This window comes from Vibrio mediterranei, from assembly GCF_900088415.1.
GTDB lineage: Bacteria > Pseudomonadota > Gammaproteobacteria > Enterobacterales > Vibrionaceae > Vibrio > Vibrio mediterranei.
Window position 1 is genome coordinate 42751 of record NZ_FLLQ01000014.1, and the last position, 13642, is coordinate 56392.

The window sequence follows — 13642 nt, forward strand, 5'->3', positions numbered from 1 at the left end:
CGCCTTATTTCTTACACATTGGGAAGCCAAGTGCTTCACGTGATGCGTAGTATGCTTCTGCTACTGACTTAGTCAGGTTGCGGATGCGAAGAATGTAACGTTGGCGCTCTGTTACAGAGATAGCTTTGCGAGCATCAAGCAAGTTGAACGCGTGAGCGGCTTTTAAAATGCGCTCGTAAGCTGGAAGAGGAAGAGGTTTCTCTAGTTCCAGTAGCTCTTTAGTTTCTTTCTCACATTGATCGAAATATGAGAATAGGAAGTCTACGTCAGCGTGCTCGAAGTTGTATGTAGATTGCTCAACTTCGTTTTGGTGGAAGATATCACCATAAGTCACTTTACTTCCGTTTGGTGCAATGTTCCAAACTAGGTCGTAAACAGAGTCTACTTCTTGGATATACATAGCAAGGCGCTCGATACCATAAGTGATCTCGCCGGTTACTGGCTTACACTCTAGACCACCCACTTGCTGGAAGTAAGTAAACTGAGTGACTTCCATACCGTTTAGCCATACTTCCCAACCAAGACCCCAAGCACCGAGTGTCGGGTTTTCCCAGTTGTCTTCTACGAAGCGAATGTCATGCACTAGTGGGTCGATACCAAGTACTTCTAGTGAGCCTAGATATAACTCCTGAATGTTGTCTGGAGATGGCTTTAGCGCTACCTGAAATTGATAGTAGTGCTGTAGTCGGTTCGGGTTTTCACCATAGCGGCCGTCAGTCGGACGACGAGATGGCTGGACATAAGCTGTCGACATTGGCTCAGGGCCAAGTGCGCGCAAACATGTCATTGGGTGAGAGGTGCCCGCACCTACTTCCATATCTAGAGGTTGTACAATGGTACAGCCATTTTGTGCCCAATAATCCTGCAGCGCGAGGATCATTCCCTGGAAGGTTTTGATATCGTATTTTTGCATAGTCAATTCGCGCGATTCTTTATCTGAAAAAGGTAAAAATAACGATCAAGTATACCCAGTAATTCCTTGGGGGAGTAGGGGTAAAAGTGGTTAATTAATCGTCATTATGCGAAAAAAGGTCAGTTTTTTGCATTTCTCGCTCAACTGCGGCTTAAGGGACAGTGTTATTGTTGAATTTGATGGTTAGTGTGATTACAATACCGCCATCTTCGGGGAGTAGCTTATTCGGACTCTAGCAAGAGTCAGAATTCGTTCGTCAACATAATTGGTGCAAAATCACCATGGCGTTCGAGACTTGTGCCAACAAGTTTAGCAAGACCTTAGATAAACATCGTGAACCGGGGTGGGGTGCGAGGTTTATCTATAGGTTAAAAACTATAATCCCTGCCCCTTAGAGCATGTCGTGAGCGTTTTAGCTATTTCAATTACTACTGTCGCCTTAGCTGAGATTGGGGATAAAACCCAACTTCTCTCATTGCTGTTAGCCAGTCGTTACCGTAAACCTATTCCCATTATTGCAGCCATTTTTCTGGCAACGATAGCCAACCATGCACTTGCTGCTTGGTTAGGAGTTGTCGTCGCCGATTACCTTTCGCCTCAAGTTTTGAAGTGGGTTGTTGTCGTAAGTTTTGTAGCCATGGCCGGATGGGTACTGATTCCCGATAAACTGGATGAAGAGGAAAGTATCTCCAACAAAGGACCATTTGTGGCCAGTTTCATTGCGTTTTTTATCGCAGAGATTGGTGACAAAACTCAAATTGCGACATCAATATTAGGGGCGCAGTATGCCGATGCCTTAATGCTGGTGGTTCTAGGAACCACTATTGGTATGTTGTTGGCGAATGTTCCGGTAGTACTGATAGGAAAGTTGTCAGCGGATAAATTGCCATTAGATTGGATTCGCCGGGTTACCGCCATTCTGTTTGTATTATTAGCAATTGGTGCGGCTGTTTTTTAATAACAATATCAACTAGCTAAATGTAATTTATTCAAGATCAAACTCTGGCTCGAATCTAGTAAATTTCGTGATGGATGACATATTAGTGTCACAATTGTCATGCTACTTTAATCATGTGGATCCTAGCGAGAGGGCAATACTATGCTTACACGTTACACAGGAATGACCGCGAAAAGTCAGAGTTCTTTATTTACGTTCGGTTTTGTTTTAACGGTTCTTGGAATGGTGCTCACCGACATGTGGACACCTATGGTTGTCGGTGCCATTGTGATGGCTGGACTCTCTGTAGAGTCGTGGATTAGGGTGCAACACCTCATTCCCATGCACAATGAAATACGTGCGATGCAAAAGCAGATTAAGCAGTTGCAATCGGAAGTCCGAACGCTTGAATATGATGAATAGTAAAAAGGCTGCATGATGCAGCCTTTTTGATTCTTTACGCGAGACCTTTCTTGATTAAGTAAAGGTAAGGTATAGATTCTGTTTGCGAGCCAAGTAATTGGTGATCCATAAAACGACAAAAGCTTGGGATGTCTCTCGTAGTAGAAGGATCGTCTGCTTTCACTAACAACACTTCTCCTTGTTCCATTTTACGAATTGTCTTCCTGACCATCATCACTGGCTCTGGACAGCGCAAGCCTTCTGCTTCTAATGTTTGCGTTGCTAGGTCTGTATTGATTGTCATGGTGTGCTCTGATCTATAAAAAACAGCTCAAATTCTACTTATGAAGAAAAAATATGCAATAACTCTTGGCAAATGGATTTTTTTGTTTTAACTTTATTTAACAAGTTGGTAACAAAGAAGCGAAGGAGTAGCTATGTTAACCGCTTTAGATAGATTGACGATTTATTCAGTGCTTTGCTTTATTGCGTTCTGTGCCTTGGTATTAAAGACTTCAGCAGAGCCAAGCTTTGTTCCTTTAATTGGATTAAGCGCCTCAATCCTAGGGATTTGGATTGAGATGAGACGCTGGCAAGATGTTTCAGAAGAACAAGAAAGTTAACATTTTATAAACATCTGGCTAGTTTAGATTTCTAACACTATACGACATTCCGACACTATCCCCATTTTCTTGGGCTTCCCCGCTGTCAAAGGCGGGATTTTTTTTATCTGGCGCTAGGTAAAGATATTCGGGCTCGGTGTACACTATAAAAGAACCCGTTAGGAAGTGTTTATGGAACTCGAAGAAATCTATCGTCGTGACTTGAATCTGTTGGTTGCGTTAAAAGTGTTGGTCGAAGAAGGCAGTGTTAGTCAAGCAGCTGTGCGCTTGAACCTCAGCCAGTCAGCGACCAGTCGTGTTTTAGGTCGGCTCAGAGATTTATTGGGCGATCCTCTGTTTACCCGTCAAGGGCAGCGAATCATTCCTACCAGTAAAGCATTGGAGATCTGCAAACAAATTGATGCGCCGTTAGAATCATTCCGCCAACTGCTAACACCGAGTGAGTTCAATCCATATTACTGCAATGAGCGTTTTCTTATCGCTACCACTGACTACGCGATGCAGACCATACTTCCTTATGCCTTACCTATGGTGTATCAGCAGGCGCCTAACATTTCGCTAGAGTTTGCTCCACTGCAACACGAAAGCCTCTTTAAACAACTGAGTACCGATAAGGTAGATATGGCTATCTGTCGACCATCAGGTTCTGTCTCACCTTTGCATCAAGATATATTAGGGCCTGTAGGGGTTTCATGTTTAGTGTCTAAACAACACCCACTTGCGGAAAAGCCGCTATCACTTGAAGACTATATTAATGCGCCGCATGCCATGATTGCGATAAGCGATGGGGTGAAATCATTACTTGATGCTGCATTGGTTAATCAGAATTCAAGAAGAATGGTGTTACGGGCTTATCACCTTGAAGCGGCATTGGCGATTGTTGACACCATGCCTCTTATTATTACCGTTCCTGCCGATTTAGCATATTTGGTTGCTGAGCGATATGACTTAGTGATTAAGCCATTGCCATTTGCGTTCACACCATTTGATTATTCGTTGATTTGGCATTCACGCTGCGATACTTCTGAGTCCCAGCAATGGTTGCGCAAAGTGTTGAAACAAGAATGTGGCAAATTGATTACTAAAAGAATTGAAGATGTAGGGTTAGGCTAGCAGTCGGTTGAATTGATACCTTCATTTCCTTGTATTCACTAATCTTTATCCTAGTTTTACTTAAAAACAACAAAGGAATGAGCAATGAATATCAAAAGGATTATCGTCGGGCTAGCTGCTATAAGCCTTACTCATACTGCTCTCGCCAATAACATCATGGAGGCGTGTATCGACTGCCATGGTTCTGATGGTGTTGGTAGAGAAAACACTATCCCTAACCTTCGAGGGCAGCCTAAAGCCTACTTAGAGGCTCAAGTCCTTGCGTTTAAATCGGGTCATCGAACTAGCAGCTTTATGGAGCCTATCGTTCACGACGTTGCAGATGATCAGCTGGTACTCGCTGCTGATTTCTATGCCTCCATTTCCGTTGATACTCCTGAAACCTTGCAATGGCGAGGTGATAAGTGGCCTTCTGATATGCCATTGGGTGAACGAATAGCATACAGTGGTAAATGGAATAGCAATGTACCAGCTTGTGTTAGTTGCCACGGGCCTAATGGGGTGGGGGTTGCACCAAGTTTTCCTATGCTTATGGGGCAAAATAAAGACTACTTAATCAATCAACTCAACGCTTGGAAAAATGACCAACGTCCTCCGGGTGTGTTAGGGACGATGGTCACTATTTCTAAAGCACTCAGTGAAGAAGAGATCGAAGCTGTTGCGGAATACTTCTCATCGCAAGGAGGTTCTTTATGAAAACTCATTATCTAATCGCTTTGCTCGCTGGTTTTACTTTCGTTGCCTTTGCTGACCAATATAAAGAGCTTCACCCCATAGAGCCTGGTAGGGCGTTGAACGAAGGTGAAACCCTTCATCAAGTATCTCATTGGGATAACTTACCAAAGGGTGAATTGGGGGAGTCGATAAAGCGTGGGTATTCATTGTTTATGAATACCCAGCAATTGAAACCGACGGGAAGAGTGAATAATGGTATGAACTGCACCAATTGCCATCTTGGAGCGGGGAGTGTAGCCAATGCGGCACCTATGTGGGCTGCTTTTGTATCTTACCCTGCCTATCGTTCTAAAAATAAACGAGTAAATACGTTTGAGGATCGATTGCAAGGTTGTTTTCTTTATTCTATGAACGCAAAAGATGGCCAACCTCCAGAGGTATTAAGTCAGGAAATATTGGACCTTAATGCTTACTCTTATTGGTTGTCGTTTGGGGTCTCTGTTGATAACAAGTTGCCTGGAAGAGGATTTGGAAAACTGGATAAACCTGTGAAGGCACCTAATTACGAGCGTGGCGAAAAGGCTTATCAAAAAGAATGTTCTGTATGCCATGGTGAAAAAGGACAAGGACGACAGGTGGATGGACGTTATGTCTTTCCTGCACTTTGGGGGCCGGATAGTTTTAACTGGGGAGCAGGAATGCATCGAGTAAATACGGCTGCTACGTTCATAAAACACAATATGCCTTTGGGGCAAGGTGGAACATTAACAGATCAGCAAGCTTGGGATATCGCGTTGTTTATGGATAGCCATGAACGACCACAGGATCCACGCTTTGATGGTGACATTAAGTCGACGAAAGAAGCTTTTCATAATCATAATGGAGAGTACGGTAAACCAAGCCCTGCTAATGATAAGCAAATACTCGGTACTAATGCGTATTAAATACAAAAGGCTCTCATCATGAGAGCCTTTTCAATAATAGATGTTAGCTAAGATTAGATCTTAATTGTCACACGACCAGTGATAGCGCCATTAGTGATATCTTCTGCTGCTTGAATCGCTTCTTCCAGCGCCACTGTTTTACTCGCTTGTGCGTAGTATGATTCTGGAAGTAAAGTTGCCAATTGTTCCCATGCTTTGATACGTTTCTCGCGAGGGCACATTACTGAGTCAATACCCTGTAGGCGGACATTACGTAGAATGAATGGCATAACGGTTGTTGGCAAATCAAAACCACCTGCCAGACCACATGCTGCGACCACACCGTTATAGTTCATTTGAGCCAATACTTTCGCGAGAAGTTTGCTACCCACAGTGTCAACCGCTGCAGCCCAAACTTGACGCTCAAGTGGCTTAGCTGGTTCTTCAAGTTCACTACGTTCAACAATACGAGAAGCGCCAAGAGAAGTGAGTAATTCACCATTTTCTGAAGCACGACCTGTGACTGCTGCGACTTTGTAGCCGAGTTGGTTTAGTAGCGTTACTGAAACACTACCTACACCACCACTTGCGCCGGTTACCAGTACTTCACCATCTTCTGGTTTGATGCCAGCATCAACAATCGCTTGTACGCAAAGCATAGCCGTGAAGCCAGCAGTACCGATAGCCATGACCTTTTCTGCATCTAGGCCAGCAGGCATTGGCACCAACCAATCACCGTTTAGACTTGCTTTCTCTGCCATGCCACCCCAGTGATTCTCACCGACCCCCCAGCCAGTGAGAACCACTTCGTCGCCTTCCTTATAACGAGGGTCATCAGATTGAGACACTACGCCAGAAAGATCGATACCCGGTACCATTGGGAAATTGCGAATAATTTTGCCTTTACCCGTAATCGCCAACCCATCTTTGTAGTTCAAAGATGAATATTTTACATCTATTTTTACATTACCTTCTGGAAGCTGAGACTCATCTACTTGAGAAACAGTAGCGATTGTTTTTTTATCTTCTTGGTTAAGTAACAGTGCTTTGAACATGGTTGTCTCCAATGAGTTGACGTGTTATCTGCTGCAAAGTGTAGGCGACAAATAGGTAAAAAAAAAATGAAACTTGAACATTTGATGTATGCATTTTATGCATAAATAAAAACAGCCCCGCAAGCGGAGCTGTTTTTACATTCAGGTAAGGTTATGGACGTTCGAATATGGTTGCAATGCCTTGACCCAAACCAATACACATGGTCGCTAGACCGATCTTGGCATCTTTGCTTTCCATAATATTGATAAGGGTGGTGGAAATACGAGAGCCTGAGCAGCCCAATGGGTGTCCAAGCGCGATAGCACCACCGTTAAGGTTCACTTTCTCGTCAACCACATCTAATAGACCCAGATCCTTCGCACATGGCAGTGATTGAGCAGCAAATGCTTCATTAAGTTCAACAATATCAATATCATCCATCGTCAAACCTGCACGCTTCAGTGCTTTTTGAGTCGCAGGTACTGGACCATAACCCATAATAGAAGGATCGCAACCAGCAATGGCCATTGAGCGGATTTTTGCACGAATAGGTAAACCTAGCTCGTTAGCTTTATCTTCACTCATTATCAACATGGCAGAAGCACCATCAGATAGCGCAGATGACGTACCGGCGGTGACGGTGCCGTTGGCAGGGTCAAATACTGGACGTAGCTTAGATAGACCTTCCACGTTAGTTTCCGGACGAATAACTTCATCATAATCTAAAGTGAAGAGAGAGCCGTCTTCTGCGTGACCTTCTGTTGGTAGAATTTCGTTTTTGAAGCGTCCTTCTACGGTTGCGGCTTGTGCACGTTGGTGACTGCGGGCAGCAAACTCATCTTGTTGTTCGCGGCTAATTCCATGGAGTTTACCTAGCATCTCAGCCGTTAAACCCATCATGCCTGCTGCTTTTGCAACGTTTTTTGACAGCTGCGGATGAAAGTCAACGCCATGAGTCATTGGGACATGACCCATGTGTTCTACACCACCGATAAGACAGATTTCCGCATCGCCTACCATGATAGAACGCGCCGCGTCATGCAGAGCTTGCATTGATGAACCACACAAACGGTTAACGGTAACCGCGCCAATTTCAATAGGTAAACCCGCGAGCAGTGCTGCATTACGTGCTACGTTAAAGCCTTGCTCTAATGTTTGCTGTACACAGCCCCAATAGATATCTTCAATTTCTTCAGGTTTGACTTGTGGGTTGCGAGCCAAAATTCCTTTCATAAGATGCGCTGATAGATCTTCAGCACGTTGATGTCTAAATGCACCACCTTTGGAACGACCCATCGGTGTGCGAAGACAATCAACAACGACAACATTTTTCATTTTGATATTCCTCTTCCAATGGGTAATTACAGTGAGCCAGTTTGCTGCAGTTCATAGAAGCGCTTACCAGAGCTTGCCATGTCTACTAGCGACTGAGGGACTTTGTACATTGCACCCAATGACTCGTATTGCTTCGCCATTGCTACGTAGTTATCGATACCAATGCTATCTAGGTAACGGAATACACCACCGCGGAATGGAGGGAAGCCCAATCCATATACTAGAGCCATGTCGGCTTCTTGTGGTGTTGCAATGATGCCCTCTTCAAGACACAGTGCTACTTCGTTGATCATTGGAATCATCATACGTTGAATGATGGTATCGTCGTCGAACGCTTGGCTTGGTTTGCAAACCGGTTCCAGCAAGCTAGTGATATCTTCACTTGGTGCTTTCTTTGGTCGACCACGCTTGTCTGTAGTGTACGCGTAGAAGCCTGAGCCATTCTTCTGACCGTAGCGAGTGTTACTAAAGAGAACATCGATTGCATCGCGCTCTTCTTTCGCCATACGCTCAGGGAAACCTTCCGCCATGACAGCTTGAGCGTGGTGAGCGGTATCGATACCAACAACATCGAGAAGATAAGCAGGACCCATAGGCCAACCAAACTTGCGCTCCATGACTTTATCAATCTGAATAAAGTCAGCACCATCACTTAATAGCTGACTAAAGCCACCAAAGTAAGGGAAGAGTACGCGGTTAACAAAGAACCCTGGGCAATCATTAACGACGATTGGCGATTTACCCATTTTTGCTGCGTAAGCCACAACACGATTAATGGTTTCTTCTGACGTGTGCTCACCACGGATGATTTCGACCAGTGGCATACGGTGCACTGGATTAAAGAAGTGCATACCACAGAAGTTTTCTGGGCGCTTGAGTGACTTCGCAAGTACATTAATAGGAATCGTCGACGTATTCGATGCAATGACAGTATTCTCACCGACCAATCCTTCGACTTCGCTCAATACCGACGCCTTGATCTTTGGATTCTCTACGACAGCCTCGACAATCACATCGCTCTGTTCGATGCCAGCGTAATGAAGGCTTGGAGTGATAGATGCCAATACGCCAGCCATCTTAAAGCCATCAATACGACCACGTTGCAAGCGTTTGTTCAGCAGTTTGGATGCTTCAGTCATGCCAAGCTCTAAAGAAGCCTGAGCAATATCTTTCATGACTACAGGTACGCCTTTAAGCGCAGACTGATAAGCAATTCCGCCACCCATGATGCCAGCACCTAGCACGGCAGCACGTTCGGTATCTTTACCTGACTTCGCGGCTTTCTTAGCAAGACCTTTAATGTATTGGTCGTTAAGGAAGATACCAACTAGTGCGTTGGCCACATCAGAGCCAGCTAATTGAATAAAGTAATTTGCTTCAATATCAAGAGCCTGATCTCGGCCAGAGCGAGCTGCTTCTTCAATGGCTTTTACTGCAGCCATTGGTGCTGGATAATGTGGGCCTGCTTTTTGAGCAACAAGACCTTTAGCCATAGTGAAGCTCATCATTGCTTCAAGCTTGCTCAGTGTCAGTGGAGACACTTTCGCTTGGCGGCGTGCTTTCCAATCGATTTTCTCATTGATGGCTAATTGAATCGTGTTAAGTGCAGATTCATACAGGGCATCGGTTTCGACGATTGCGTCGAGTAAACCAAGCTTTAGCGCTTCACCTGAGCGACAAGCTTTACCTTGTGTGATGATTTCCATTGCGCTATCGGCACCAATGAGGCGTGGTAGACGCACAGTGCCGCCAAAGCCAGGCATAATGCCAAGTTTTGTCTCTGGAAGACCGATGCTGGTGGTTTTGTCACCAATTCTAAAATCTGTTGCTAATACACACTCACAACCGCCACCAAGCGTGTGACCTTTTAGGGCTGAAAGTGTCGGAACGGGTAGATCTTCTAACTTGTTGAAGATGCTATTTGCAAAACCAAGCCACTCTTTGAGTTCTGCTTTTGGTTTGGCAAACAATCCCAAGAATTCCGTGATATCAGCGCCAACGATAAATGCGCTTTTATCTGTAGTGAGGATTAGACCCTTTAAATCATTCCATGCTGCAAGAGCATCAAGTGCTTTGTCTAGGGCTTCAAGAGTAGCCAGATCAAGTTTATTGACCGACTGGGGAGAGCTAAAACACAGTTCGGCGATGCCGTTGTGTACTTCCTTTACCTGTAGGGTGTCAGATTGGTAAATCATTGTCATTCTCCGTGACAGACAATCCGTGATTGTGCGAAAGCGGTAGTTATTGTTTTTGCTTCTGGTTAGACCAGTTGTCTAATATTGAACCGCATTGAATTTAATTTCAATACATTTTTTAAACAACTGTTTAACATTATGACCGTGGTCCAATCTTGGAGTCAATCCTATTCACCCGTGATAGAATACCCTTTTTAGGCTACAGATCTCATAAATCCTAATGAACTCAACTGCATACTTGATACCAGAGCACTCTGTGATTTTTGAAGAAGAAATCAAAAAGAGTGTCTTCATCACACAAATTGCCCATACACCAAGTATCGAAAGTGCCAAGGCGTTTATCGATGATGTGAAGAAAGAACACAGTAGTGCCAGACATAACTGTTGGGGCTTTGTAGCTGGTCGTCCAGAGAATTCGATGATGTGGGGCTTTAGTGATGATGGTGAACCATCTGGCACTGCAGGAAAGCCTATTTTGGCACAGTTAAGCGGTTCCGGGATTGGAGAATTGGCGGCCGTTGTTACCCGTTATTCTGGTGGAATCAAGCTAGGAACAGGCGGATTAGTGAAAGCTTATGGTGGAGGAGTTCAACAAGCACTTAAGCTAATTCAAACAATAGAAAAAAAAATCACCACACAATTACGACTAGAGTTAGACTATGCATTTGTAGCCACGGCTCAGTCTGAACTTAGTAAGTGTTCTGCAGTAGAAGTGGAATCTCACTATAGCGATAAGGTTATTCTTATTGTAGAAGTTGAGGTGAATAAGGTTGATGCACTCACGCAAAGCATAATTAATAAAAGTGGAGCCAAGGCAATGGTTTCTCCAGTAGAACACAACTAGGACGTAACGAAGCGTAGCTTCATTCAACATATATGCAATTTCGATCCATAATCCGCATTGTCGGGCTTCTTTTAGCACTGTTCAGTGTGTCAATGCTTGCGCCAGCTCTTGTCGCGCTCATCTATCGTGATGGTGCGGGTGTACCTTTTGTTACGACCTTTTTTGTCTTATTAGTTTGTGGTGGCTTTTTCTGGTTTCCCAACCGACGTCACAAACACGAGCTCAAAGCTCGTGATGGTTTCCTTATTGTGGTTTTGTTTTGGACAGTAATCGGCAGCGCCGGCGCCTTACCGTTCCTTATATCCGATTTCCCTAATGTGTCGATAACCGATGCATTCTTTGAATCATTCTCCGCCTTAACCACTACCGGTGCGACGGTTATTGTTGGTTTAGATGAGCTACCTAAAGCGATATTGTTTTACCGTCAATTACTACAGTGGTTTGGGGGTATGGGGATCATTGTACTCGCCGTCGCTATTTTACCGGTGCTAGGCATCGGTGGTATGCAGTTATATCGGGCTGAAATCCCTGGTCCGGTGAAAGACAGCAAAATGACGCCTCGAATTGCTGAGACAGCAAAGGCGCTTTGGTACATCTACTTAAGCTTGACTATCGCTTGTGCAGCGGCATTTTGGGTAGCAGGTATGACACCGTTTGATGCGATAGCCCATAGTTTCTCAACCATTGCGATTGGTGGTTTTTCCACTCATGATGCGAGCATGGGTTACTTTGATAGCCATGCTATTAATATGATTACCGTGGTATTCCTGCTTATATCGGCCTGTAACTACTCTTTGCACTTTGCTGCATTTGCTTCAGGTGGCGTACATCCGAAGTATTATTGGAAGGATCCCGAGTTTAGAGCCTTCATTTTTATACAGGCGGTGTTATTCCTGATCTGCTTCCTTATTTTATTGAAGCATCACTCCTATAACTCGGTATACGATGCGTTTGATCAGGCACTGTTCCAGTCAGTATCTATTTCGACGACGGCGGGCTTTACCACTACTGGATTCTCGGAATGGCCATTGTTTTTACCCGTGTTGCTACTGTTCTCTTCTTTTATTGGTGGATGTGCAGGCTCAACGGGCGGTGGTATGAAGGTAATTCGTATTTTATTACTTACTCTGCAAGGCGCTCGTGAGATGAAACGCCTTGTACACCCAAGAGCGGTATATACCATCAAAGTGGGTGGGACAGCACTGTCTCAGCGTGTAGTAGACGCCGTATGGGGATTTTTCTCGGCTTACGCATTGGTGTTTGTGGTCTGTATGTTAGCGTTAATTGCTACTGGTATGGATGAGCTTAGTGCGTTCTCCGCAGTTGCGGCTACGTTGAACAACCTCGGCCCGGGTCTTGGAGAAGTAGCTGTCCACTTTGGTGAAGTCAATGATAGCGCTAAGTGGGTGCTCATCGTTTCGATGCTATTTGGCCGACTTGAAGTGTTTACCCTTCTTATTCTATTAACTCCTGCATTTTGGCGTAGTTAACCAGCCTGCTTATTAAGGTAAAGGAAACATCGTGGAAAAAGTTCTCTATCTCTATTCTTCTCGTGAAGGACAAACGACAAAAATCATTACGCGTATTGCTGAGCAATTAGGTGATGATGCCGCCACTATCGTCAATCTACACCAAGACATGAACATTAATCTTGATGAGTTCGATAAAGTGCTTATTGGGGCATCAATCCGATATGGTCATTTAAATAAAAAACTCTATCAGTTTTTAAATGCCAACAGTACAAAGTTAGCATCAATGAAAGCCGCATTCTTCTGCGTCAATCTGACCGCAAGAAAAGAAGAACAAGGAAAAGACACGCCGGAAGGTAGTGCTTATATAAAGACGTTCTTGAAAAAGTCACCTTGGCAACCGGAGTTAATAGGTGTGTTTGCCGGCGCATTGTATTACCCACGTTATAATCCTTTTGACCGCTTTATGATTAAACTGATTATGACGATGACTGGCGGAGAAACAGATACTTCAAAGGAAGTGGAATACACTAACTGGGATAAAGTCAGCTTGTTTGCGGATAAATTTGCTCAGCTATAATAAGAAAATGTCGATTTTTGCGTCGTTTTGAGCTGTTTTTAATCGAACGATAAAAAAATGCGAAAAACTTCAAAAAAAGGGTTGCCAAGAAGATTTCGATCTCTATAATGCCCCCTCGCTGACACGGGAACGCAGACGAAAGTTCGCATCCAGTCAGAAGGTCTCAAGCTTCTAAGAAGCTTAGCAAAATAAGTTAAAAAAAGTGGTTGACACGACAACTTATCTCGCTAAAATGGCCGTCCGTTTTGAGCAAAGCTCAAAACAAGCTCTTTAACAATATAAACCTATCAATCTGTGTGGGCACTCGTTGATGATAATCAAATTAGATACTTAGGTATCAAATTAGGTTTTCAATGAACTGAGTGACCAATCAAGTCGAAAGACTTGGCACAGTCAATTCATTATCGTTCTGTTGGAACGATAATAGCTTTAGATTACTAAGGTAGTTTAAAGTCAGTATTCATTGAGCCGACAAAATCTTAAATTGAAGAGTTTGATCATGGCTCAGATTGAACGCTGGCGGCAGGCCTAACACATGCAAGTCGAGCGGAAACGAGTTAACTGACCCTTCGGGTGACGTTAACGGCGTCGAGCGGCG

General features: G+C 44.2%; 14 protein-coding genes and 1 rRNA gene. 10 read left to right on the forward strand and 5 right to left on the reverse strand.

Translation table 11 applies throughout. The features are described from left to right. Nucleotides 1-4: 4 nt before the first annotated feature. Nucleotides 5-913: a glycine--tRNA ligase subunit alpha gene (gene glyQ / locus VME0621_RS24585; protein ID WP_038224182.1), complete on the reverse strand. Its 909-nt coding sequence runs from the start codon at nucleotides 911-913 to the stop codon at nucleotides 5-7. Nucleotides 914-1316: 403 nt separating this feature from the next. Here glyQ and VME0621_RS24590 point away from each other — a divergent pair, with 403 nt between their 5' ends. Both VME0621_RS24590 and VME0621_RS24595 read left to right on the forward strand, forming a co-directional pair. After that, entirely contained in the window at nucleotides 1317-1871 is a 555-nt protein-coding gene (locus tag VME0621_RS24590; RefSeq protein WP_038224185.1) for a TMEM165/GDT1 family protein, read from the forward strand. A 141-nt stretch (nucleotides 1872-2012) separates the two neighbouring features. Next, complete coding sequence (locus VME0621_RS24595; protein WP_006075102.1) at nucleotides 2013-2273, forward strand: hypothetical protein; 261 nt, start codon at nucleotides 2013-2015, stop codon at nucleotides 2271-2273. Nucleotides 2274-2307: 34 nt separating this feature from the next. Here the strand turns inward: VME0621_RS24595 and tusA are convergent, their stop codons facing one another. Next, nucleotides 2308-2556 carry a sulfurtransferase TusA gene (gene tusA / locus VME0621_RS24600; RefSeq protein WP_006075103.1) on the reverse strand — a complete coding sequence of 83 codons (249 nt, stop codon included), beginning with the start codon at nucleotides 2554-2556 and terminating at the stop codon, nucleotides 2308-2310. 133 nt (nucleotides 2557-2689) lie between these two features. Here tusA and VME0621_RS24605 point away from each other — a divergent pair, with 133 nt between their 5' ends. The 4 genes from VME0621_RS24605 (at nucleotide 2690) to VME0621_RS24620 (ending at nucleotide 5607) form a co-directional block, all read left to right on the forward strand. Beyond that, a complete protein-coding gene (locus VME0621_RS24605) occupies nucleotides 2690-2875 on the forward strand; it encodes a hypothetical protein (RefSeq protein ID WP_006075104.1) in 186 nt (61 codons plus the stop codon). A gap of 171 nt (nucleotides 2876-3046) precedes the next feature. Then, a complete protein-coding gene (locus VME0621_RS24610; RefSeq protein WP_062463380.1) occupies nucleotides 3047-3988 on the forward strand; it encodes a LysR family transcriptional regulator in 942 nt (313 codons plus the stop codon). An 84-nt stretch (nucleotides 3989-4072) separates the two neighbouring features. After that, entirely contained in the window at nucleotides 4073-4684 is a 612-nt protein-coding gene (locus VME0621_RS24615; RefSeq protein WP_062463383.1) for a c-type cytochrome, read from the forward strand. Next, complete coding sequence (locus VME0621_RS24620; protein ID WP_062463386.1) at nucleotides 4681-5607, forward strand: c-type cytochrome; 927 nt, start codon at nucleotides 4681-4683, stop codon at nucleotides 5605-5607. The genes VME0621_RS24615 and VME0621_RS24620 overlap by 4 nt, the downstream gene beginning before the upstream one ends. 53 nt (nucleotides 5608-5660) lie before the next feature. Here VME0621_RS24620 and acuI read toward each other — a convergent pair whose 3' ends face one another. The 3 genes from acuI to fadB form a co-directional block, all read right to left on the reverse strand. Next, nucleotides 5661-6641, reverse strand: a complete 981-nt coding sequence (gene acuI, locus VME0621_RS24625) for an acrylyl-CoA reductase (NADPH) (protein WP_062463388.1) — start codon at nucleotides 6639-6641, stop codon at nucleotides 5661-5663. A gap of 151 nt (nucleotides 6642-6792) precedes the next feature. Beyond that, entirely contained in the window at nucleotides 6793-7956 is a 1164-nt protein-coding gene (gene fadA, locus VME0621_RS24630) for an acetyl-CoA C-acyltransferase FadA (RefSeq protein ID WP_038224190.1), read from the reverse strand. A 26-nt stretch (nucleotides 7957-7982) separates the two neighbouring features. Beyond that, on the reverse strand, nucleotides 7983-10151 hold the full coding sequence (gene fadB / locus VME0621_RS24635) for a fatty acid oxidation complex subunit alpha FadB (RefSeq protein ID WP_062463392.1): 2169 nt from the start codon (nucleotides 10149-10151) through the stop codon (nucleotides 7983-7985). A gap of 220 nt (nucleotides 10152-10371) precedes the next feature. Here fadB and VME0621_RS24640 point away from each other — a divergent pair, with 220 nt between their 5' ends. The 4 genes from VME0621_RS24640 to VME0621_RS24655 form a co-directional block, all read left to right on the forward strand. Continuing rightward, complete coding sequence (locus VME0621_RS24640) at nucleotides 10372-10995, forward strand: YigZ family protein (protein ID WP_006075111.1); 624 nt, start codon at nucleotides 10372-10374, stop codon at nucleotides 10993-10995. A 32-nt stretch (nucleotides 10996-11027) separates the two neighbouring features. Further along, nucleotides 11028-12485 carry a TrkH family potassium uptake protein gene (locus VME0621_RS24645; protein WP_062463395.1) on the forward strand — a complete coding sequence of 486 codons (1458 nt, stop codon included), beginning with the start codon at nucleotides 11028-11030 and terminating at the stop codon, nucleotides 12483-12485. Between the two features lie 31 nt (nucleotides 12486-12516). Continuing rightward, on the forward strand, nucleotides 12517-13044 hold the full coding sequence (gene hemG, locus VME0621_RS24650) for a menaquinone-dependent protoporphyrinogen IX dehydrogenase (protein ID WP_038224193.1): 528 nt from the start codon (nucleotides 12517-12519) through the stop codon (nucleotides 13042-13044). Between the two features lie 481 nt (nucleotides 13045-13525). Beyond that, nucleotides 13526-13642: ribosomal RNA gene (locus tag VME0621_RS24655) — 16S ribosomal RNA — on the forward strand; the annotation flags it as partial.